This is a genomic window from Pelagibius sp. CAU 1746 (assembly GCF_039839785.1).
Lineage (GTDB): Bacteria > Pseudomonadota > Alphaproteobacteria > Kiloniellales > Kiloniellaceae > Pelagibius.
The window spans coordinates 2,795,573-2,816,634 of the sequence record NZ_JBDOQT010000001.1 but is presented as its reverse complement, the minus strand read 5'-3'; the positions used below and the strand labels follow the sequence as shown (position 1 = coordinate 2,816,634).

General features: G+C 64.4%; 26 protein-coding genes and 1 tRNA gene. 8 read left to right on the top strand and 19 right to left on the bottom strand.

What is annotated here, in order from left to right:
- Positions 1–47: 47 nt before the first annotated feature.
- The 4 genes from AAFN88_RS13405 to AAFN88_RS13390 all read right to left on the bottom strand — a co-directional run bounded on the left by AAFN88_RS13405 (position 48) and on the right by AAFN88_RS13390 (position 3,814).
- Positions 48–503 (bottom strand): hypothetical protein, encoded by a 456-nt coding sequence (locus AAFN88_RS13405; protein ID WP_347520819.1) that lies wholly within the window; start codon positions 501–503, stop codon positions 48–50.
- Entirely contained in the window at positions 490–1,998 is a 1,509-nt protein-coding gene (locus tag AAFN88_RS13400) for a tripartite tricarboxylate transporter permease (RefSeq protein WP_347520818.1), read from the bottom strand. The genes AAFN88_RS13405 and AAFN88_RS13400 overlap by 14 nt, the downstream gene beginning before the upstream one ends.
- Before the next feature lie 87 nt (positions 1,999–2,085).
- Positions 2,086–3,114, bottom strand: coding sequence for a tripartite tricarboxylate transporter substrate binding protein (locus AAFN88_RS13395; RefSeq protein ID WP_347520817.1), 1,029 nt, complete (start codon positions 3,112–3,114; stop codon positions 2,086–2,088).
- 136 nt (positions 3,115–3,250) lie between these two features.
- The gene (locus AAFN88_RS13390; protein WP_347520816.1) at positions 3,251–3,814 is read right to left on the bottom strand and encodes a gamma carbonic anhydrase family protein; all 564 of its coding nucleotides are present in this window, start codon (positions 3,812–3,814) and stop codon (positions 3,251–3,253) included.
- Positions 3,815–4,131: 317 nt separating this feature from the next.
- Here AAFN88_RS13390 and AAFN88_RS13385 point away from each other — a divergent pair, with 317 nt between their 5' ends.
- Positions 4,132–4,509 carry a hypothetical protein gene (locus tag AAFN88_RS13385; protein ID WP_347520815.1) on the top strand — a complete coding sequence of 126 codons (378 nt, stop codon included), beginning with the start codon at positions 4,132–4,134 and terminating at the stop codon, positions 4,507–4,509.
- A gap of 138 nt (positions 4,510–4,647) precedes the next feature.
- On the opposite strand, the gene rpsI is transcribed toward AAFN88_RS13385, so the two are convergent.
- The 3 genes from rpsI to AAFN88_RS13370 form a co-directional block, all read right to left on the bottom strand.
- Positions 4,648–5,139: a 30S ribosomal protein S9 gene (gene rpsI / locus AAFN88_RS13380; RefSeq protein ID WP_347520814.1), complete on the bottom strand. Its 492-nt coding sequence runs from the start codon at positions 5,137–5,139 to the stop codon at positions 4,648–4,650.
- 2 nt (positions 5,140–5,141) lie between these two features.
- The gene (rplM, locus tag AAFN88_RS13375; RefSeq protein WP_347520813.1) at positions 5,142–5,606 is read right to left on the bottom strand and encodes a 50S ribosomal protein L13; all 465 of its coding nucleotides are present in this window, start codon (positions 5,604–5,606) and stop codon (positions 5,142–5,144) included.
- A 250-nt stretch (positions 5,607–5,856) separates the two neighbouring features.
- Positions 5,857–6,297: a PaaI family thioesterase gene (locus AAFN88_RS13370; RefSeq protein ID WP_347520812.1), complete on the bottom strand. Its 441-nt coding sequence runs from the start codon at positions 6,295–6,297 to the stop codon at positions 5,857–5,859.
- A gap of 147 nt (positions 6,298–6,444) precedes the next feature.
- Here AAFN88_RS13370 and AAFN88_RS13365 point away from each other — a divergent pair, with 147 nt between their 5' ends.
- The 4 genes from AAFN88_RS13365 to AAFN88_RS13350 are packed head-to-tail and all read left to right on the top strand — an operon-like array spanning position 6,445 to position 10,309.
- Positions 6,445–7,251, top strand: coding sequence for an enoyl-CoA hydratase (locus AAFN88_RS13365; RefSeq protein WP_347520811.1), 807 nt, complete (start codon positions 6,445–6,447; stop codon positions 7,249–7,251).
- A 47-nt stretch (positions 7,252–7,298) separates the two neighbouring features.
- Positions 7,299–8,474: a mechanosensitive ion channel family protein gene (locus AAFN88_RS13360; RefSeq protein ID WP_347520810.1), complete on the top strand. Its 1,176-nt coding sequence runs from the start codon at positions 7,299–7,301 to the stop codon at positions 8,472–8,474.
- A gap of 15 nt (positions 8,475–8,489) precedes the next feature.
- The gene (locus AAFN88_RS13355; protein WP_347520808.1) at positions 8,490–8,993 is read left to right on the top strand and encodes a CoA-binding protein; all 504 of its coding nucleotides are present in this window, start codon (positions 8,490–8,492) and stop codon (positions 8,991–8,993) included.
- Positions 8,990–10,309 carry an O-acetylhomoserine aminocarboxypropyltransferase gene (locus AAFN88_RS13350; protein ID WP_347520807.1) on the top strand — a complete coding sequence of 440 codons (1,320 nt, stop codon included), beginning with the start codon at positions 8,990–8,992 and terminating at the stop codon, positions 10,307–10,309. Before AAFN88_RS13355 ends, AAFN88_RS13350 begins: the two co-directional genes overlap by 4 nt.
- 7 nt (positions 10,310–10,316) lie before the next feature.
- Here the strand turns inward: AAFN88_RS13350 and AAFN88_RS13345 are convergent, their stop codons facing one another.
- Both AAFN88_RS13345 and AAFN88_RS13340 read right to left on the bottom strand, forming a co-directional pair.
- Positions 10,317–10,712 carry a VOC family protein gene (locus AAFN88_RS13345; RefSeq protein ID WP_347520806.1) on the bottom strand — a complete coding sequence of 132 codons (396 nt, stop codon included), beginning with the start codon at positions 10,710–10,712 and terminating at the stop codon, positions 10,317–10,319.
- A 30-nt stretch (positions 10,713–10,742) separates the two neighbouring features.
- Positions 10,743–11,951: an MFS transporter gene (locus AAFN88_RS13340; protein ID WP_347520805.1), complete on the bottom strand. Its 1,209-nt coding sequence runs from the start codon at positions 11,949–11,951 to the stop codon at positions 10,743–10,745.
- 273 nt (positions 11,952–12,224) lie between these two features.
- Here AAFN88_RS13340 and AAFN88_RS13335 point away from each other — a divergent pair, with 273 nt between their 5' ends.
- Entirely contained in the window at positions 12,225–12,398 is a 174-nt protein-coding gene (locus AAFN88_RS13335) for a hypothetical protein (protein ID WP_347520804.1), read from the top strand.
- Positions 12,399–12,405: 7 nt separating this feature from the next.
- On the opposite strand, the gene cutA is transcribed toward AAFN88_RS13335, so the two are convergent.
- Complete coding sequence (gene cutA / locus AAFN88_RS13330) at positions 12,406–12,747, bottom strand: divalent-cation tolerance protein CutA (protein WP_347520803.1); 342 nt, start codon at positions 12,745–12,747, stop codon at positions 12,406–12,408.
- Positions 12,748–12,821: 74 nt separating this feature from the next.
- On the opposite strand from cutA, the gene AAFN88_RS13325 reads away from it, so the two are divergent.
- Positions 12,822–13,202: a hypothetical protein gene (locus AAFN88_RS13325; protein ID WP_347520802.1), complete on the top strand. Its 381-nt coding sequence runs from the start codon at positions 12,822–12,824 to the stop codon at positions 13,200–13,202.
- Between the two features lie 43 nt (positions 13,203–13,245).
- Here the strand turns inward: AAFN88_RS13325 and AAFN88_RS13320 are convergent, their stop codons facing one another.
- Positions 13,246–14,889, bottom strand: coding sequence for a DUF87 domain-containing protein (locus AAFN88_RS13320; protein WP_347520801.1), 1,644 nt, complete (start codon positions 14,887–14,889; stop codon positions 13,246–13,248).
- 201 nt (positions 14,890–15,090) lie between these two features.
- Here AAFN88_RS13320 and AAFN88_RS13315 point away from each other — a divergent pair, with 201 nt between their 5' ends.
- A complete protein-coding gene (locus AAFN88_RS13315) occupies positions 15,091–16,002 on the top strand; it encodes an SPOR domain-containing protein (RefSeq protein WP_347520800.1) in 912 nt (303 codons plus the stop codon).
- Between the two features lie 33 nt (positions 16,003–16,035).
- Here the strand turns inward: AAFN88_RS13315 and AAFN88_RS13310 are convergent, their stop codons facing one another.
- The 8 genes from AAFN88_RS13310 to AAFN88_RS13275 all read right to left on the bottom strand — a co-directional run bounded on the left by AAFN88_RS13310 (position 16,036) and on the right by AAFN88_RS13275 (position 20,947).
- Positions 16,036–16,848 carry a YdcF family protein gene (locus AAFN88_RS13310; protein ID WP_347520799.1) on the bottom strand — a complete coding sequence of 271 codons (813 nt, stop codon included), beginning with the start codon at positions 16,846–16,848 and terminating at the stop codon, positions 16,036–16,038.
- A gap of 79 nt (positions 16,849–16,927) precedes the next feature.
- Positions 16,928–17,004: transfer RNA gene (locus AAFN88_RS13305), tRNA-Pro, on the bottom strand.
- A gap of 109 nt (positions 17,005–17,113) precedes the next feature.
- A complete protein-coding gene (locus tag AAFN88_RS13300) occupies positions 17,114–17,509 on the bottom strand; it encodes a MerR family transcriptional regulator (protein ID WP_347520798.1) in 396 nt (131 codons plus the stop codon).
- A gap of 34 nt (positions 17,510–17,543) precedes the next feature.
- On the bottom strand, positions 17,544–17,876 hold the full coding sequence (locus AAFN88_RS13295) for an integration host factor subunit alpha (RefSeq protein ID WP_347520797.1): 333 nt from the start codon (positions 17,874–17,876) through the stop codon (positions 17,544–17,546).
- Positions 17,877–18,022: 146 nt separating this feature from the next.
- A complete protein-coding gene (locus tag AAFN88_RS13290; protein ID WP_347520796.1) occupies positions 18,023–18,994 on the bottom strand; it encodes a beta-ketoacyl-ACP synthase III in 972 nt (323 codons plus the stop codon).
- A gap of 2 nt (positions 18,995–18,996) precedes the next feature.
- Complete coding sequence (gene plsX, locus AAFN88_RS13285; protein ID WP_347520795.1) at positions 18,997–20,043, bottom strand: phosphate acyltransferase PlsX; 1,047 nt, start codon at positions 20,041–20,043, stop codon at positions 18,997–18,999.
- Positions 20,044–20,105: 62 nt separating this feature from the next.
- A complete protein-coding gene (gene rpmF, locus AAFN88_RS13280) occupies positions 20,106–20,288 on the bottom strand; it encodes a 50S ribosomal protein L32 (protein ID WP_347520794.1) in 183 nt (60 codons plus the stop codon).
- Between the two features lie 110 nt (positions 20,289–20,398).
- Positions 20,399–20,947 carry a YceD family protein gene (locus AAFN88_RS13275; protein ID WP_347520793.1) on the bottom strand — a complete coding sequence of 183 codons (549 nt, stop codon included), beginning with the start codon at positions 20,945–20,947 and terminating at the stop codon, positions 20,399–20,401.
- Between the last annotated feature and the right edge of the window lie 115 nt (positions 20,948–21,062).

Genomic DNA, 21,062 nt, shown 5'->3' with positions numbered 1-21,062 from the left:
AGTCGCTGCAGTAGATTTCGGAATAGTCACCATTTCGCCGATCCGGATCAGAGGGGCCACCAAAAGGGATAGAGAGGCAGGGGAACCCCCATGGCCTGAACGAAAACCCCATAGGAAAGTCCCAGAGACGCCAGCGCGAGCATCAGCGAGAGCCTCCAGGACTCTCCGGCACAGCGGAGAACCAGCAGGAGATAAGCCGCCAGTCCCGCCGGAAAGCCCAGCAAGAAGACCAGCGGCAGGATGGAGAGCAGCAGCAGGCCTTCACGCAAGAGTCGCCCACCGCGCCCCGACGTGAAGCGCGGCGCGGCGGCGTGTACTGCCGGAGCCGTCCCGCGCCACAGAGCCGCCGCCTGGACGAACGCGACCAGCAGCGTTCCGCCCGCGGCCAGCAGCGGGAAACGCATCACGGCAACGGGATAGTCATAGTAGAACAGTCCCAGCGTGCAGAATCCGGCCAGAATAGCCGCCAGAGCGAACAGGAAGACAGCTTCAGCGCTTCGCATTGCCATTCCCCCCATAGCGCGCCGCCGCAAGGAAGTATCGCCGCAAGCGTCCCCAGGACAGGCCCATGACGATCAATCCCAGCAGCACCAGGGACCCAGGCCGCAACAGAAAGCTCATGCCGTAAGCCTGAAGCGTGATGTGCAGGTAGGTTTCGATCAGCGGCGCCATGACGAAACCCAGCACCAGGGCCGGGCGGCTATAGCCCATCGCTTTCATGGCGCAACCGAGCAGACCGATGACGAAGGTGGCGACCACGTCCAGCGGATCGTTCTGGTAGGCATAGGCGCCGAGGACAACCAGCACTGCGAGGATTGGCGCCAAGAGTTGAGGACGCAGGTCTGCGAGCTTCAGCAGCAGCGGCGAAGCCGCGATCATGACGGCCACCGCGACCAGGTTGGCGAAGGCCAGCACGATGGCCAGGCCGACGGCGAGGTCCATGTGATCGGCGAGGAAGTCGGGTCCCGGTTCCAACCCAAGCAGCAGGAAGCCGCCCAGCAGCACCGACATGCCCGCGCTGCCGGGAATGCCCATCGCCAAGGTGGTGACCAGTGCCCCACCCTCCTTGGCGTTGTTGCTCGCCTCCGGCGCGATGACGCCCTCGACGCAGCCGCTGCCGAAAGCCTCCGGCGTCGGCGAGGTTTGCTTGGCCGATGCATAGGCGACGAAGGGCGCGGTATCGCCACCGACACCCGGTACGATGCCGATGAAAACACCCAGCAACGACGACTTGATCAGCAGATAGGGGCGCAGAATAGCGGCTTTCATGCCGCTCAGGATTTGAGCGAAGCGGTCCCGGCTGGAGGTGCCGCCGGAATCGGCGCGATGGCCCAACGCCAGGCCGAGGATCTCCGGCACCGCAAAGAGCCCCAGGACCAACGGCACCAGCCGAACTCCGTCGAGCAGATAGTCGATGCCGAGCCAGAAACGCGGCACTCCGGCCAAGCGGTCATACCCGAAAAGAGCCAGGAAGACGCCCAAACCGCCGGCAATGAGCCCGCGCGCCATGGAACGCTCGCCCAGCACCCCGACGTAGATAATGCCCATCACCGCGAAGAGAAAGGTTTCCGGCGAACCAATAAGGAAAACGATCTGCTGCAGGAAGGGCAGCAGCGCCACCAGTGCGACAACCCCCACGATGCCGCCCAAACCGGAAGATAAGAAGGCGGCCCCCAAGGCGATGCCGCCCTTACCGGCGCGGGTCATCGGATAACCGTCCACCACCGTGGCTGCGTTGGGGCCCGACCCCGGAATCCCGAGCGCGATGGAGGTTAGTGCGCCACCTGTATAAACGACGGCATGGGCGGCCAGAAGGAAGCCCAGGCCGGCCATGGGCTCCATGCCGTAAATGAAGGGAAGCAGAAGCGCCAAAGCCGTCAGCCCCCCCAAGCCCGGCAGCACGCCGAGCAGCAGCCCAACGAAAACCCCGAGCACGCAGAGCAGCATCACCTCCGCGTTCAGGAACAGCGCGAAACCGTCAGCTACTGAGGCAAGCACAGGAGGCGCCTCCGATCTGTCGCAGTTGTCCTCGGCAAGGCGATGGCTTTTCGTTGTGGACTGGAAAGGAGTCTGCCGGGCGCGCGGCTACTGGAACTTTTCCAACGCCACGTGACGTACCCGCGCCAACTCTTCCTCGCTCAGCCCGTCCATCACGCGGTCGATGGACCGCTTCACCGCCTCCGGCGGCAGATAGCTGATCGGCCGCTGCGCGGCCTCCGCCTCCGCGATCACTGCCGGATCGGTCAGGACCTCGCGGGCGGTGCGCTGCAGGAAGGCCAGCCGGTCCGCCGGAATATCCGGCGTCGTCACCAGGGCTCGTCCGAGGCCGAAAAGCGCGTCGGCATAGTCGATCCACCAAGCCTGTTCCTGCGTCAGGTCGACGAGTTCGAAGAAAGTCGGCACCTCGGGCATCAGCGGCGAGCGTTCACGGGAGAGAACCGCGACCGGCGCCAAGCCCTGTTCCTTACCGTAGCGGCGGGCGGAACTGTCGGAAGGGATGAAGCCGTCGATCTCGCCGCGGATGGCCGCCAGAGCGATCTCCTTGGACCCCTTGTAGCCGACGATGACCTGCGCCTCCAAACCCAAGGCCTCGGCGACGAAGGCGGTGCCTGCACCGATAGTCGAAGTCCGCGCTGTGCCGCCAAAGCGGATCGGCCTACCTGCGTCCAGCATTTCCCCGAACGACCCGATGCCGGTCTCTTGGCCGATCACGAGAACGCGCTTTTCGTCGGCGACACGGCCAAGAAACCCGAGTTGACCCACCCGGTAACGAACACCCGGCGCGTCCAGCACCTGGGCGAAAGCGGCCGTCGCACCGCCGATCAGCATGAGGGTCAGGCCGTCGGGTTTGGCTGCCGCCACTTGGTTGAGGGCGACGTTTCCGCCTCCGCCGGGCCGGTTCTCCACTACGACCCGAGCACCAAGACGCGCCTCCATATGAGGGGCCAAGAAGCGCGCGAAAGCGTCATAGCCGCCGCCCGCGCTGTAGCCAACGACCAGTTTGACGACCTTATCTTTATAGAATTCATCCGCGGTTTCCGCGGCGCCCGGCGTGGCCAGGGCGCAGAGCGCGAAAAGCGCGGCCAACGCGCGCAGAATGGTTCTCTTGAACACGGTGTTTCCCCCACAAAAACCTGCTGCGGCCACGGTCCCCCGACCAGCCCGGCCAAGCTAGCGTGATCGCGCCTTGGAATCATCAACCATATTGGGGGAGCGCACCGCCCACGCCGAACGGCGTTCCCTCTAGGAATCAGCCCCTCGCGGCTCGCTCCGCCAAATAGATTCCAGCCAACTTCTCATAGTGTCCCGCCTGATAGACAAAGTCGGCCAGCTCCGCTTCCTTCAGCTCACGCATGAAGCGGGCCGGGCTGCCGCCCCACAACTGGCCGCCGGCAACGGTCTTTCCCGGCGTCACAAGAGCCCCGGCCGCCACCATGGCGCGACTTTCCACCCGCGCCTTGTCCATCACCGTCGCCCCCATACCGATGAAGGCGCCGTCCTCGACGGTGCAGGCATGGATCAACGCTCGGTGACCGGCGATCACGCCGTCGCCGATAACGGTCGCCAAGCCGCCGCCGGTCTCGCGGTAGTCGCCGCTTCGGTCGTGGTTACCATGCACGATCGTGCCGTCCTGCAGGTTGGTCCCCGCGCCTACGCGAATTTTGTTCACGTCGCCGCGCAGAACGCAGCCGTACCAGATGGAGCTGCCCGGGCCGATCTCCACATCGCCGACGATCACCGCCGTCTCCGCGATGAAGGCATCCGGGTGGATCTTCGGCCAGAGACCGCGATGGGGAAGGATATGACCGCTCATTCAAGCTCCCTTGGCTTCATGGACCGTTCGGTTCGCCGGGGACCGTTCGCCGGACCGGTTGGCACCCCGCCCTCGCGCGAACGCCCCGCTGCCACTTAGCGGGCCGGGCCGTGCAGGTCAAACAGCAAGCAGGCTTTCCTTCCCCTGAACCGCCAAGATCAGAAGCCCAAGCTTGTCCCGAACTACAGCGGCGACGCTAACTCGGGGTTGAAAACCGGCTCGTTACCGATAAAGAAACCCTGCCAACCAAAGACAATGCATGGTAGAGTTTTGCAAAAACTATACGACTTAGACTTACCGTCTTTGGGAACAGATATATGAGAGTCCTCACCGCCATCTGCATCGCCATGGCCCTGTCCAGCGGCGGCACCGCCTACGCCGCAGCGGGCGCGGGCCACGGCCCCTCCGATTCCTGGGCCGAAATGCAGAAGTTCGAATACTACCTCGGCGACCTGGCGGGTGCCTTGGAAGTCTGCCGCATGTACGGAATGCATGCCGAGATGCGGGAACTGGCATCGCTCACCCCCTATGGGGCGATCGGCATGCAGGCTTGGGCGGCCTATGACGACATCCGTGGCGGTGTCTGCGGCAGGGTCCGCACCGCCGCGAAAAGCGTGCTGGGCGACAAGGACAAGCTGCTGGATTACTTAAGGGCCAAGTACGACTGCCGCTCGGGGGCGTGCATCGAGCGCTAGACCCCACGGTCAAAGCAGACAAAAAAACGGGCCGCAGAAACTGCAGCCCGTTTTCTTTTTGCAGTGTTCGCCTGGCGCTTAACGCCCCGAGGCTTAACGCCCCGAGGCTTAACGCCCCGAGGCTTAACGCCCCAAAGCTTAGCGCTTGGAGAACTGGAAGCTCCGGCGCGCCTTGGCCCGGCCGTACTTCTTACGCTCGACCACGCGGGAGTCGCGGGTGAGGAAGCCGCCGCGCTTCAGCACCGGGCGCAGGCCCGGCTCGTAAAGCGTCAGCGCCTTGGAAATACCATGACGCACCGCGCCGGCCTGACCGGAGAGGCCTCCGCCCTTGACCGTGCAGACGACGTCGAACTGACCGGTCCGGTCAGCCACCAGGAAAGGCTGGGCCAGGATCATGCGCAGAACCGGACGCGCAAAGTAGACGGTCTGGTCCTTGCCGTTGACGCTGATCTGGCCGCTGCCCGGCTTGATCCAGACGCGGGCCACCGCGTCCTTGCGCTTACCGGTGGCATAGGAGCGCCCCTGAGCGTCACGCTGCGGCTCCACCGTCTCGGCGGCGGCCTCCGGCGTCACGCCCGTGGCTTCGGCCAGCTCGCCCAGATCGCTCAGGGTTTGAGTCTCATCGGCCATGCTTACTGGCTCCTCTTGTTCTTCGGGTTCATCGCCTGGAGGTCCAGAACCTCGGGCTGTTGAGCCTCATGGGGGTGCTCGGTACCGGCATAGACGCGCAGGTTCTTCAACTGCTGGCGGCCCAGGCGATTGCGCGTAATCATGCGCTCCACCGCCTTCTCGACCACCCGTTCCGGGAATTCGCCGCCCAGGATCTGCCCCGCCGTGCGTTCCTTAATGCCGCCGGGATGGCCGGTGTGCCAGTAGTAGACTTTGTCGCTCGTCTTCTTGCCGGTCAGCTTGACCTTCTCGGCATTGATGACGATCACGTTGTCGCCACAGTCCATGTGCGGCGTGAAGCTCGGCTTATGCTTGCCGCGCAGGATCTTGGCGACCTGGGACGCCAGGCGACCAAGGACAACACCATCGGCATCGATCAGAATCCATTTCTTTTCGATGTCCGACGGGGTGGCGGTAAAGGTCTTCATTGTGCCAACCACTCGTCGTGTGAATTCAGGAAGGAGCCGCCGGTCAAGCGGCAAGGCCAAGCCCTGCCGGGCACCAGCGCTCCGGAGCGGCGATTTCTAGGGGGCCCGGGGCCGACTGTCAATCCGAAAAAGCCGCGCTTTTTCAATCGGCTTAGGTCTGAGGTAATATATTACCGCAGCCCTAACTTCCTCTCAAAAAAGCGATATTTTCCAGCCCCTTGCAGCCCGGTTTCCCGGCGCCTCCAGGGCCTTACTCCTCCGGTGGAATCGAGTAGGTCGCCGTGGCGTGGGAAACCGGCGCTTCCAGGCCTTCGGAATGGACCATGATGTCCCCCACGGCCAAGCGCTTGCCCAGTTTGATCAGACGACAGCTCGCCAGCAGGTCGCCGGGCTGCGGGCGCTTCAGAAAATTAATGTTGAGGCTGGTGGTCACCGCCAGGGGCACCTCTCCGATGGCGCCCAGCAGCGCGGCGTACATGGTAAAATCGGCCAGCGCCATCTGGGCCGGGCCGCTCAGGGTGCCGCCGGGGCGGATGTGCGCCTCTCCAGCCGGCAGCCGCACACGGGCAGTGCCGTAACCGATCTCCTGGGTCACGAAGCCGTAAATGCGCTGGAAGGGCGCGCTCTCGGCCAGCAGCCGGTTGAAGGCGTCAATGGTGATGCGGGGATGATTTTCGTTCACTTGATCCATAAGGGCGGTGGCCTCCTGCGGGGGTGGCTTCTTCTCCAGGTTCTTTTCTAACTCCTGCGGCAACCTATTATTCCTTGAACTGCCACCAGTGGAAGCGCCAAAGTCCCACTACCCCCGAATAAGATTAAGTGGAAGACCGAGGAAATCATGCCTGCCGAAGCCGCTCTTTCCAGTGATGCCCCGATCCTGCTGCGCGAGGACAAAGAGGGGATCGCGCGCCTGACCCTTAACCGGCCGCGGCAGTACAATGCTCTCTCCGCCGGCCTGATGAGCGCTCTGCAAGAGGCGTTGGACGACATCGCCGAAGACAGTCAGGTTCGCGCCGTCGTGATCGAGGGCGCCGGGCGTGGCTTCTGCGCCGGTCACGACCTGAAGGAGTTGCGCGGGCGCAGCGGCGACCGGGACTTCTATCAGGACATCTTCAAACAATGCAGCCGCCTGATGGTCTCCCTCACCACCCTGCCCCAGCCGGTGATCGCGAAGGTGCACGGCATCGCCACTGCGGCGGGCTGTCAGCTCGTCGCCACCTGCGATCTCGCGGTGGCCGACGCTGCCGCCCATTTCGGGACTCCCGGCGTCAACATCGGCCTCTTCTGCTCGACGCCCATGGTCGCCCTGTCACGGGCCGTGCCGCGCAAGCAGGCCATGGAGATGCTGCTGACCGGCGACATGGTGGGCGCCGAGGAAGCCCTGCGTCTGGGCCTTATCAACCGCGCCGTCCCGGCCGAGAGCCTGGAGGACGCGACGTTGGAGTTGGCTCGCAAGGTGATCAGCAAGTCGCCCCTGACCCTGAAGATCGGCAAGGAGGCCTTCTACCGCCAGATCGAGTACGGACAGGTGGAAGCCTACGCCTATGCGGCCCAAGTGATGACCACCAACATGCTGGCCCGCGATGCCGAAGAAGGCATCGACGCCTTCATCGAAAAGCGCGCGCCGAAGTGGGAAGGCCGCTAAGCTGACTGCGCAGCCGAGGCCGTCATAAAAGTAAGAGAGCCATTTCCTTGAGCGAAGACCTGCAGGACCTCTGGAACCTGGTTGCCGAAGTCTGGCACTATGGATTCCTCGGCATCGACGTCGGGCGGCTCATGTCCGCCCTGGGCATCATCATCGCCTTCCTGATCGTCCGCCACTTCTTCACACGTGTCGTCATGGCACGCCTTCACCGCTGGGCGGAGAAGACCGAGAGCACACTGGACGACGAGGCCATCGAAGCGCTGGCGCCGCCGATCCGCTTCATCCCGCTGGTCATCGGCATCTTCGTTGCCGTCGGCTATCTGGACTTCCGCGACAGCGCCGGCGAGGTCGCCGACAACGTGCTGCGCTCCCTCGTGGTCTTTACTCTCTTCTGGATGCTCTTCGCGGCGGTGGCGCCCTTCTCCTTCGTCTTCGGCAAACTGGAACGGGTTTTCACCCGGCCCATGGTCGAATGGCTGGTCAAGGCCACTAAGATCGGCGTCGCCTTCATCGGCGGCGCCATCATCCTGGAACTCTGGGGAATCGAAGTGGGGCCGATCCTGGCCGGCGCCGGCCTGCTGGGCGTCGCCGTGGCACTGGGCGCCCAGGACCTGTTCAAGAACCTTATCGCCGGCATCCTGGTGATCGCCGAGAAGCGTTTCCAGCCGGGCGACTGGGTGCGCGTCGACGGCGTGGTCGAGGGCACGGTGGAAACCATCGGCTTTCGTTCGACCCGCGTGCGCCGTTTCGACAAGGCCCCGGTCTACGTGCCCAACGCCAAGCTGTCTGACAACGCGGTTACCAACTTCAGCGATATGACCCACCGCCGGATCTATTGGATGATCGGGGTCGAGTACCGCACAACGGTCGAACAACTGCGCGAAATCCGCGACGGCATCGAGGGTTACGTCGTCGGCAACAAGGACTTCGCCCAACCCAACGAGGTCTCGACCTTCGTGCGCATCGACAGCTTCAACGACTCCTCGATCGATATCATGCTCTACTGCTTTACCAAGACCACCAACTGGGGCGAGTGGCTGGAGATCAAGGAGAATCTGGCCTACCACATCATGGGCGTGGTGCAGAAAGCCGGCAGCAGCTTCGCCTTTCCGAGCCAGTCGCTCTACGTCGAATCCTTGCCTGACGACCGGCCGGAGGCCTTCATTCCGCCGGAAAGACAGCCGCCAAGCGGCGGCGACTTGCAAGACGCCAAGAGCGAATAGGACAGACCGCAAAAGATGGGCAGCCCCTTCACCTATACCAACAGCGAACTTCTGGAAATCCTGCGCGACACCAAGACCATCGCAATGGTCGGGGCTTCGCCGAAATGGAACCGGCCGAGCTACTTCGCGATGAAGTACCTGCAGGATAAGGGGTACCGCGTCATTCCCATCAATCCGGGCCATGCGGGAAAGCAAATCCTGGGCGAGACGGTCTACGCCTCTCTCGCGGAGGTCCCAGGCACCTTCGAGATGGTCGACATCTTCCGCAACTCCGAGGCCGCCGGCCCGGTCACCGACGAGGCCATCGCCGTCGCCGAGGAGAAAGGCATCGAGGTTGTGTGGATGCAGCTCGGCGTCATCAACGAACCGGCGGCCGAACGCGCCCGCGCCGCCGGCCTTCGGGTTATCATGGACCGTTGTCCCAAGATCGAATTCGGCCGCCTCAACGCAGAACTTTCCTGGGGCGGCTTCAATTCCCGGATCATCACCTCCAAGCGCCGCCGCGTGAGGCTGTCATGAGCGACCACAGGGGCCCGAAATCACATGGGGGCAAGGCGCGCGAATACGGTTTCGAAACGCGCATGATCCATGCCGGCACGCAGCCGGAGCCGGTGACCGGCGCACGGCAGACGCCGATCTTCCAGAATACCTCCTACGTCTTTCACGACGCCGAACACGCGGCCTCGCTGTTCAATCTGCAGTCCTTCGGCTTCATCTACTCGCGCCTCACCAACCCGACGGTGGCGGCGTTGGAGGAGCGGCTGGCCAACCTGGAAGGGGGGCGCGGAGGCACCTGCTGCGCCTCCGGCCACGCCGCGCAGATCCTCGCCTTCTTCGCACTGATGGAACCGGGCGACCGCTTCATCGCCTCGACCCGCCTCTATGGCGGCTCGATCACGCAGTTCGGTAAGTCCTTCAAGAAGTTCGACTGGCAGGCCGATTTCGTCGACGTCGACGAGCCCGAAGCGGTACGCCGTGCGCTGACGCCGAAGACCAAGGCCATCTTCGTCGAAAGCCTGGCCAACCCCGGCGGTGTGGTCAGCGACCTCGAGGCGCTGGCCGCTGTCGCCCGCGAGGCGGAGATCCCGCTGATCGTCGACAACACCATGGCCACGCCCTATCTCTGCCAGCCCTTCGACTGGGACGCCGACATCGTCGTTCACTCGACCACCAAGTTTCTTTCCGGGAACGGCACCTCAATGGGCGGTGCGGTGATCGATTCGGGCGGCTTCGACTGGACGGCCAGCGGCAGGTTTCCCGGCTTGGCGGCGCCGGAACCGGCCTATCACGGGCTGAATTTCCATGAGACCTTCGGTGACATGGCCTTCACCATGCAGGCCCATGCGGTCGGCTTGCGGGACCTGGGCGCCACCATGGCCCCGATGCACGCCTTCCAGACCCTGCTGGGTACGGAAACCCTGAGCCTGCGCATGGAGCGGCACTGCGCCAACGCCAAGCGGGTGGCCGAATTCCTGGAGGGCCATCCCGCGGTGGCCTGGGTCTCCTCGGCCGCCCTGGCCTCCAGCCCCTACCGGACCTTGGCCGCGAAGTACCTGCCGCGCGGCGCCGGCTCGGTCTTCACTCTCGGGCTCAAGGGCGGCTATGAGGCGGGCGTGAAGATGGTGGAGGGCTGCGAACTGCTCTCCCACCTCGCCAACATCGGCGATGCGCGCTCGCTGATCCTGCATCCGGCCTCGACCACGCACCGCCAGTTGACCGAGGAGCAGCAGGCCGCGGCAGGCGCCGGCCCCGAAGTGGTACGCCTGTCGATCGGCCTGGAAACGGTGGAGGACATCATCGCCGACCTCGACCAGGCGCTGGCGTCGTCGGCTTGAAGCGGGTTCAGCCGTAGCTGGCGACTTCGACCAGGTTGCCGTCGGGATCGCGGAACCAGACCGAGCGTGCGAGGCCTTCGGCGCCGTCGGTTTCCTCCGGCCCATGTTCCAGGTCGACACCGCAGGACCGCAGGTGGGCGACGATATCGTTGAGCGGAGACGCCGCCACCACGCAAAACTCGGCGGATCCGGGAATCGGTACCGCAGCCTTGCGCCGCAGCTCATTGGGGTTGGGATTCACATTGATCCTATGGCGGCCGAACCGCAGGGCGACCCTTCCCTCACCGAAAGACTCCCGCGCCATGCCGAGCACTTTCTCATAGAAGACACAGGTCTGTTCGACATCGCGCACGGTCAAGGCGAAATGATCCAGGCGATCCAATTCAACGGACAGGTTACTCATTACGAAACTATCGGACCTCTTGTCGTTAGGTTACTCGGCCGGCGCCGTGACTGGCGCCGCCGTACGGGAGTTGGGAAGGAAGAAGGCGATGATCGCCGCCGCCGCGGCGATCGCGGCCAGAATGAAATACAGCTCGGTGAACTCGCCGCTGCGGCGCTCGACCCAGGAAGCCAGCAGGATCGCAGGATTGGCGATCACGAATGCGAGCACGAACTTCACGCCGAAAGCCAAGCCCCGATGACGTTGCGGCGTATAGCGGGCCAGCAACAGGTTCTCTGCGGGCAGGGCGACGGCGCTCAACACCACCGTCAGCACGGCCAGCGTCACCAGCGGGCCCGATGCCGCACTTGCCAGCAGCACCATGACCGGGACCTGGAAAAGAAAGGCACCGAGGTAGATGGGCTTTAGGGGGAAACGATCGGCCAGCCAGCCACCGACCAGTTGCATGAAGCCGCCAGCGGTATAGACCACGGCCACCAGCATGCCGATGCCAAACGCACCCTCGCCCGCCAGGTCACGCAGGCGCAGATCGAAGATCTTCGGCAAGGAGGCCTGGGTAGCGTGGAACATCAGCCCCATGACCATCATGGTCAGCAGCAGGACGGCATAGACGCGGACCATGTCGTTGCGCCTGGGCGCCGCCTCCTTCGTCGCGTCGTCCCCGGCCTCCCGCACCCAGCCGAGCCGCAGGCAGACGATCAACGCCAAGCCCGTCGCCAGGCAGACCGCGCCCGGCACGATGAAGGCCGCGCGCCAGGAAATAGCGTCGATCAGGACACCCGCGACCAAGCCGGCACTGGCGATACCGAGCGATCCGAAGATGCCGTTGACCGCCAGGGCCATACCCCGAGCCCGCGCGGTCTTCACCACCCAGGCGATGCCGATAGGGTGATAAATGGCGCTGAAAAGGCCGACCGCCGCCAGGCCCAGCAACAGCGCAGTGGGGGACGAAACCAGCCCGCAGACAATGCTCGCGAGGCCGAGGCCGACGAAGAAGACCGCCATCATCCCGGAAGCCGACCAGCGGTCGCCCAGCCAGCCGGCCGGCAAGGCCGCCAGCCCGACCAGCAGCGAACCGACCGCCCAGAGCTTTACAAGCTCATGGTTGGGCAGATTCCATTCGGTCTCCAGGGACAGCGCGATGACGAAGTAGAACGCGGTAAAGAGGTGCATATAGGCATGGCCTAAGCACGAGAACGCCAGCGTCAGACGCGCCGATGGAGCCTTCATGGCAATCATCCCCAGTCTCTTCCCCTCTTTCCCAGTATACGTTAACGCACGGTGGGGCAAGATGGCGAAACGCATAGAATTCCTAAGGATACCATCTTGACGGCGCGCTTACCGCTGCTCCGCCGGGAAGAGACCTTTCCCGCCGGACCGGCGGGCCTGCCTCGATTTCGCCGCAATATAATCACCCAGCAGCCCCTTTCCGGTCCCGCGTCCGCCCCGATACGCCGTCATGCTAAAGCCTGGATGCGAAGCAAAAAACCATCAGGTCAAGGAGCGAGGCCCATGGACGGCAGCCCTCTTCGAACCAATCCTGAAGGCCTCGGCGCCGGCACCCCGGCGGCAGGTCTCCGGGACCCGGATGACAATGGCACGGCCGCGGAACTGGATCTGGAACGCCTGGTCTGGGATCCGGAGTACCGCAGGACCATGCGCCACCGGATCAAGCGCGGTTCCTAGCCCGCCCTCAGGCCCCGCCCTCCGGCGTGGTTTCGCTGCTGATCCAGTCCAAGAAGGCCTGGCTTCCCCCGGCCACGGGCAGAATCACCGCACAGGGACACTCGTAACTGTGCATGGCCTCAACCGCCGCGATTAGATCGCCCGCCCGCTCGCGGGTCGTCTTCATGATCACCACGCTCTCCGAGCCTTCTCCGATATCGCCGTTCCAGAGAAAAATAGGCACCATTTCCGGGAAGACGTTGGCGCAGGCCGCCAGGCGGGCTTCGACCATCGAGCGGCCGATTTCGCGGGCTTCCTCGACATCCGCAGCGGTGACGTAGACCAGGCAGTGGGAATAGTTAACGGACATGGACGGGCAGCTCTCCCGAGTCGCTTTCTGCGTCAAGCTATCGTAGCATGGCCGGAAACACAGGGAGAGAGAGCATGGACCGATTGTCCCCCACGGCCCAGGCGCTCGGCACGGAGGCGGTCGACGGCACAACGAAGGCCGCCCCGGGGCGTAAGCATCGTCCGACGGTCACGCAGTTGGCGTGGTTGAGCCGCGGCCTGGATCAGGCCGGCGGAAAGCTACCGCTGTTCGATCACTATGGACAACGCTATGACCAGCGCACGATCCGCAGTTGCATCGAACAAGGCTGGGCCGAGCCTTGGTTCAAGAATCCGATAAAGCCTGACTGGCTGGTCTGCCGCCTGACCGGCGAAGGCCGCCGCATGGCGGAAGCCGGCGAGGCTTTGGCCGAGACGGCAAACGCCGACCTCAGGGACGAGAGCATCCGGGACCTGGTGGACGACCTCTTCGCCTGAACGAAACCGTCCCGTCTCCGTCCCGCGCCCTTGCGGCGGGTGATCAGCGAATCTGCTTGCGCCAGCGCTCGATCGTGCGTTTCACGAAGCCTTCGGGTGCGTCTTCCTTCTGCCATTCCGTAGCGAAAGAAGCCGTGTCGCTGTGCGGCCTCTTTTCGTCCGGCAGATGATCGAAGCGGATCCGCATCGGCAGCACCACACCTTCACCCACGACCACGGCCTGCTGATTGCGCAGGGCCGGCAGCGAGTTCAGCATTCCCTCCGCGCTTTCAGGGAGGGCCTGGCGGACGAAATCCTGGTCCTTCTGATTGCCCATGCGCAGCGCGAAGAGCGTCGAGCACTGGGAGAGGATGGTTTCCGACAGCTCAGAAGGGCGCTGCGACACAAGGCCGAGCGAGAGACCGTACTTGCGTCCTTCCTTGGCAATGCGCGCGATCATGCGGCGCGTCGGCTCGAAGCCCTTGCTCTGGTCATGGGGGATATAGCGGTGCGCTTCCTCGCAGACCAGCAAGACCGGCACCGCCGACTCCCGCTCGCTCCATACCACGAAGTCGAAGAGCGTGCGGCACAGCAGCGAGACAACCACGTCGACGATCTCCGAAGGCACGCCGGAGAGATCGAAGATGGTTAGCGGCTTGCCCTCGACCGGCACCCGGATCAGGCGGGCAAGCACATCCGCCAAGGTATCCCGCACCGACAGGCTGGAGAACATGAAGGCGTAGCGGCGGTCGCTGCGCAGCGCCTCGATACGCGATCGCAGGCGCAGGTAGGGCTTGGCCTGCTCGGCTTTCTGCAGCTGTCCCATGGCCGCTTCGATGTTGTGCATCAGGGCGCTCAGAGGATAGGGCACCGGCGTGTCCACGGTGATGTAGCGGCCCTCTTCCTCATTCTCCGCCGCCCCGCGCCTTGCAAGCTGGATGGCGTCTTTCAGGATGAAGGATTCCGAGGAACGGCTGTTCTCGTCGCGGCTGCAGAGCACTTCGACCATCTCTTCGAAGTTCAACAGCCAATAGGGTAGCTGCAGGTTCTCCGGCGTGACGATCTCGGCCAGCCCGTCGAAAGCGCGGGTGTACTCGTTATGGGGATCCAGCAGCACCACATGCCCGAAGGGGTGGGCGCCCAGGATGGCGTGCAGCACCGTGGCCAGGGCGCAGGACTTACCGGAACCGGTAGTGCCCAGGATCGCGAAGTGCTTGCCCAGCAGATCGTCGGTGACGAGGTAGGCCGGCAGTTCCTCGTTCTGGTGCAAGGTGCCGATCTTCACGTTGGACCCCTTGGGGCGCTTGTAGATCTGCTGCAGTTCGACCATCGAGGTGGCGTAGACCGCCTCGCCCAGCCCGGGATAGAGGGACACGCCGCGCAGCAGGTCGAAGTCGCCGTTTTCCTTTTCGAGGCTTTCGCCGAAGAGGTCGATCTCCATGACCCACTGCTCGCCGAACTCCGGCGAGGGTGAAGGATTTCCGGTGGCCAGGCTGGAAACGATGCCGAAGGCGGTCGAGCCCGGGGTCTGCATCTTCACCAAGGCGCCGATCTGCACCGCCTCGTTGAGCTGGCGCGCAGCCTCGGGGCCCGGCCCGGTGGGCACCAGGCTGGCGGTCACCTTTGAACCCGTGACGGAGATGATGTGCCCGACCTTGAAGTCCGAAAGCGCCGCCTTCGGCAGGTCCATCTGCTGAACGTTCTGCATCTGCTGACTGCACCCGATCCGTTGGTTTTCGGGCCGAATCATTGCAGCCAGACGTTAAGCAATAGCGAAAGGAGCAAAGCTTAGGAAAAGTCTCTAAGCCTCGGTCATTTAAGGATTTTAAACCATAGAACACCTAGGCTGGCAGGTTGTTGGCCGGTTTCGCGGGGAAACCGGCCGGGCACCGCCGCGAAAGGCCGCCAAATGCCCCAGTTCCAAGAGTACCGAGCCCCCACAGCCAAGACCGCTCCCGGCCTCGCCGGGGCCGCCCTGCTGCTGTGGGCGCTGCCGGTGCTGCTCGGCGGCTGCGATGCCATCTACGACGACACCAAGGGTTGGGCCAACCGTCTGGAGGCCTCCATCCTGCAGACCGCACATGAGTTGGACGAAGATCCCGACGCCGAGGAGACCGGGAAGTACACGGCGGAGACCGTCGAGCCTCCGCGGACGGACCGGAACGGCGAGCGCACGGCCCGACCGGTACCGGCCCAACCGCCTTCGCAGCCGGCGGCACCGCCCCGGGCGGAGCTCGGAGACCAAGCCATGCCGGCGTTCGCACCCTCGGAACCGGAAGGCACGGTCGCCGATGCGGCCAGCGGCCTGTTGGTCCCGGCGCCAGGCCCCCAGGCGCCGGCCAAGGCCAAAGCCCCCCAGGACAGCGGCAAGAAAGCCGGCGGCGATAAACCGCTGCAGGACGGGGACAAAGTGGCGAAAAGCGCGCTCCCCCCCTTGCCCTTGCCCAAGCCCCAGACGGCAGGAGCCGTGGCCGGGAAAGAGCCGCCGCAGGACGCCTCCAAGGCCTCCGAAGCGGCGCCGGCGGCCAAGGCCGACAACGGCCACGCCATGGTCCTGCATCTCTCCTCCCTGCGCAGCGAAGAAGCGGCAAAGCGGGAGTGGGGCAATCTGAAACGCGATTTCCCGGTGACGCTGGGCGGGCTAGAGGCGGAAATCCGCCGCGCCGAACTGGGTGAGAAGGGCACCTTCTACCGGATCCTGGCCGGCCCCCTTCCCTCGCCCAGCTCCGCCAGAGAAGCTTGCGCGGAGGTCAAGGCCCGCAACGTCAAGCAATACTGCCGGGTTCTGCCCGTCCAGCCGGCGGCGAAATCCGCTTCCTGAGCCGGCAGTCCACCGCCGCACAGGCGCCGGCAATCATTGCGGCGCCGGGAACAGCTCCGCGCTGCGTCCGGTGATGAAGTAGACAGCCAATCCCAACCATTCGTGAAGCGCCATCTCGGCCAGGCTCAACGAACCGCCGATATCCCGCGGCCAGACGACATGACGCGGCTCGGTCCGGTAGTCGACCGCATAGGGCACTATCGGCAATCCATAGGCCCGAAAGCTGGCCACGGCGCGGGGCATATGCGCCGCCGAGGTAATCAGCAGCCAGGGCCGCGCCCCAGCCGCGCCGTCACGGCCGATCAGCCCTGTGGTAAAGCGCGCGTTCTCCGCCGTATTGCGGGACTGCGCCTCGAAACGCACCTTCGACATCGCGACCCCCAACTGCTCGAAGAAGCGGCGCGTGATTTCCGCCTCGTTCCACCCGCTCGGCTGGAGACGGCCGGAGAATCCCGAGACGATAATCGCCCGGTCCGGCATGATCCGGTGCAGCGCCACCGCGGTGGTGAGCCGCTCCGCGTTGCCGTTCAGTCCCACTTGGCCGCGGGCCGCCGCGACCGCGCCGCTGTCCGTCGCGCCGCCCAGGACGATGATGCCGGCAACGGTGCCGGGGTTGGCTTGGTCGGCGGGAAAACGGTTTTCCAGGCTGCGCAGGGCCAGTTCCGGCAAGGGCGTCAGCACAATGGCGCCGCCGTAGAGCAGCAGCACCACGCCGAAGGCACGAGCCGTGGCGCGCCAGCCGAGGCGGCGGCAGCACAGCCAGATCAGCAAGCCGAGCAGCAGGGAGTTCAGCGGCTTCAGCAGAAACCAACCGATCTTAGACAAGAGAAAAAACGCGGTAGCCATTGATTTTCCTCAAGCTCTTTGCAACGGCCACAAGCAAAAAAGCCGTCCCGGCGAAGACCGGAACGGCTTTCTTGAAGAATGGTCGGAGCGGCGGGATTTGAACCCACGACCCCCACACCCCCAGTGTGGTGCGCTACCAGGCTGCGCTACGCTCCGCCAGAATTAGGGCCGAAAAACGGCACTGCGCCCTTCGCGGCCCTGTATAGCCGGGCTCTTGGGGGAAGGCAACGATTCCTCTCAGCCACCGTGGAAGCCGGAACCGGGCTCAAGAAGCCCCCTTGGCGGCTGCCTTGAGCATGTCCCTCAGTTCGCTGAGTTCGTCGATGGCCGCTTGGATCGCCTTGGCCTGACCGTCGGACCCCGGCGATTCCGGAACCTCGTCCGGCGCCTCGCCGTCCTTGCCTCGTCCCTCGCGCAGCAGGCGCTGCACCCCTTTGATGGTATAACCTTCGCTATAGAGCAGATCCCGGATCCGCCGCAGCAGACTGATATCTTCCGGCCGGTAGTAGCGGCGCCCCCCGCCCCGTTTCAGCGGCCGCACCTGACTGAACTTGCCTTCCCAGAACCGGAGAACGTGCTGCGGAACCTCAAGTTCGTCGCTGACTTCGCTGATCGTCCGAAAAGCAGCTGCTGATTTTCCGGCGGGTCGACTGGCTGGCATGCTGACCTTTATTTCGTTCAGCTATCCGAAGACGCTAGGCTTCAACTTCACTCTGGGCCGCGGACGGGCTGCTGAGCGCACTGTTAATGCGGTTCTTCAGCACGTGCGAGGCCCTGAAGACCAGTACCCGACGCGGCAGGATCGGCACCTCTTCACCGGTCTTCGGGTTACGGCCAATGCGCTCGCCCTTCTCGCGCACCGAGAAGCTGCCGAAGGACGACAGTTTCACCATCTCGCCACGCACCAAGGCGTCAGATATCTCATTCAAAACCGATTCGACCAACTCCGCGGACTCGTTCCGCGACAGCCCGACTTCCTGGTAAACAGCCTCGCTTAGGTCCGCCCGGGTTATCGTCCCACCGGCCATTCCCCCCTCCTCTTGCGTTCGACCAACGGGGGAGCTTAACGCACCCGAAAAATTCGGTCAATTATCTAGGGAATACCGTGGGATGCGGCTAATTTTTGACGCAAATTCGGAAGGCCTCCGCCGATCCTCCGGTCGAAGGCGGCGCGTTACCAGCGGACCAGGGCCGAACCCCAAGTGAATCCGCCGCCCATGGCCTCCATACAGATAAGGTCACCACCCTGGATCCGGCCGTCGCTGACCGCGTCGGTCAGGGCCAGCGGGATGGAGGCCGCCGAGGTGTTGGCATGACGGTCCACGGTCACCACCACCCGGTCGCTGGGCAGGTTCAGACGCCGGCCCATGGATTCGATGATGCGCATATTCGCCTGATGCGGCACCAGCCAGTCGATATCCCCCGGGGTCAAGCCGTTGGCGTCCAGGGCGGCGTCGATGGCCTCGGCCATGCGCACCACGGCGTGCCGATACACCTCCTTGCCCTCCATGCGCAGGTGGCCGACCTTGCCGGTGGAGGACGGGCCGCCGTCGACATAGAGAGCGTCATGATGACGGCCATCGGAGAAGAGATGGGTCGAGAGCACCCCTCGGGCGCTGGCGGCGCCTGCCCCGTTGGTCGCCTGCAGCACCACGGCGCCGGCGCCGTCGCCGAACAGCACGCAGGTGGTGCGGTCTTCCCAATCGAGTATGCGCGAGAAGGTCTCCGCGCCGATCACCAGGGCCGTCTTGGCCTGACCGACGCGCAGGAAGTTGTCGGCCACCGAGAGGCCGTAGACAAAGCCGCTGCACACTGCCTGCACGTCGAAGGCCGCGCCCTGGGTGACGCCCAAGTGCTCCTGAATGCGCGTGGCGGTGGCCGGAAAGGTCTCGTCCGGAGTCGAGGTCGCGCAGACGATCAGATCGACATCGGCCGGTGAAATGCCAGCCTGAGCCATGGCCTCCTTGGCCGCGGCGGTGCCGAGGTCCGAGGTCATCTCCCCTTCCGCGGCGATGTGGCGCTGACGGATGCCGGTGCGCTGGCGGATCCATTCGTCGCTGGTGTCGACCTTTTTCGCAAGGTCCTCGTTGGTGACGATTTGGGCGGGCAGATAGGCTCCACACCCCGTGACGATGGAACGATGCATGTTTATACGACTGCCGCCTGAGCGTTACCGGGACTACGGTCCAGAAGGGTGAGGTCGGTGCGAATCTTCTCGATGATACCATGGCGCTGCATGTCCACAGCAACGCCGATGGCGTTGGCGAAGCCCAGGGCGTCGGTCCCGCCGTGGCTCTTCACCGCAATCCCGTTCAGGCCGAGGAACATGGCCCCGTTGTAACCGCGCGGATCGACCCGCTTGCGCAACTTACGCATGGCCGGGCGCGCCAGCAGATAGCCGAGTCCGGCCAGCAACGACGATCGGAAAGTGTGGCGCATGTATTCGTTGATCAGCTTGGCCGTGCCCTCCGCCGTCTTCAGCGCGACGTTGCCGGTGAACCCGTCGGTAACGATCACGTCGGCCGTGCCCTTTGCGATGTCGTCGCCCTCCACGAAGCCCAGGAACTTTCCGGGCAGCCCGCTGGCACGCAGAATGGCGCTCGCCTCCTGCAACGACTCGTGCCCCTTGATCTCCTCGGAGCCGACGTTCAGCAAGGCGTAGCTGGGCTCCTGCAAACCGAGGACGGAACGGGCGAAGGCATTGCCCATCACCGCGAAGTCGACCAGGTTCTGGGCATCGCACTGTACGTTGGCGCCCAGATCGAGCATCACCGATTCCCCGCGCATCGTGGGGAAGAAGGATGCGATGGCCGGCCGGTTGATGCCCGGCAAGGTCTTGAGCACGAACTTGGCCATGGCCATGAGGGCGCCGGTGTTACCGGCGGAAACGACGCAATCGGCCTCGCCTGCCTGCACCGCATCGATCGCCAGTCGCATACTGGACTGGCGGCCGGAGCGCAGGGCAACCGACGGCTTCGCGTCACTGCCCACCACATCGTCGGTGTGGCGCAGGGTGGTGACTTCCTGCAGGCGGCCTTTGTTCTTCAACAGGGGCGCAATCTCGCGCTCCCGCCCGAACATGATGAAGCGAACTTCGGGAAAGCGCTCCAGCGCTATAGAAGCGCCGCGCACGACCATCTTCGGGGCGGCGTCCCCGCCCATGGCATCCAATGCGATTGTGAGCGCTTTGCCCATGTGCCCTCATAAGGTAGGTCCGCCGAAACCGCGGCCGCGGGGGCCGCCCGGCGGACAGCTACCTAGAGACCCTCGGATTCCGTAACTTCCCGGCCGTCATAGTGACCACAGGCCGGGCAGACATGGTGAGGGCGCTTCAACTCGCCGCAGTTGGAGCACTCGTGGTAGCTCCCGGCGGTCAGGGCATCGTGGGCGCGGCGCTGATTACGACGCGATTTGGAAATTTTACTCTTAGGAACAGCCATGATTCTCGTCTTTCATCGTCAAGCGACAGCCGACATCTCAAGCGCCTAATTAGCCAATCTAGGCCCTGGCAGCAAGCACAGCCGGGGTAAAGTCGCAGATAAATCTTACCCTATTCATCACCTTTCAGCACTTTCAGTGCCGCAAAAGGCCCCTCTTTCTCTTCTACCGCCGGTGGCCGGTACTCCGCCGGGATCTCCGAACCCGGCGCACGGGGGTAGGGATCCAACGCAACCGAAAGTTCCTGAACCGCCAACTCGCCCAGGTCGATCCCCTCTTCCGGCAGGAACTCCGCGGGATCGGCCGCTTCCGGGTCGATCAGGACGTCGCCGTCAGAAGCCGCCCCGGCACCGCCACCGGGCTGGAAAGCGGCCTCGAGATCGCCTTCGAGGCTCTGGGGAACGGGCTCCAGCGTCACCACGCAGGCCTGCCGTAGCTCGGCCTTCCAGCGGCCCCGGACCCGGAACAGTCGATCGCCGACGGATTTCACCGTCGCTTCGGCCGTCAACCGGTCGATGCCCAGCACCCCCAGACGCCGGGCCACAGCCTCTCGCTCCGCGGCCGTGGCTTCAATCGATTCCACCACCGCCGGGCCGCCCAGGCGGTCCGGCGTCACAATCCGCGAAAACTCGTTGGTTGCCTCAGCGGCTGAACCCGACACGGCGATCCTCCGCTCCCGGCGCCGAAAAGCGGCGCACCATAGGGGTTGCGCGGGTCTTGGTCAATCCCCTTCCAGGGCCCCTTCCGTAGGACCGCGAACAGCGGATTTCCTCGCT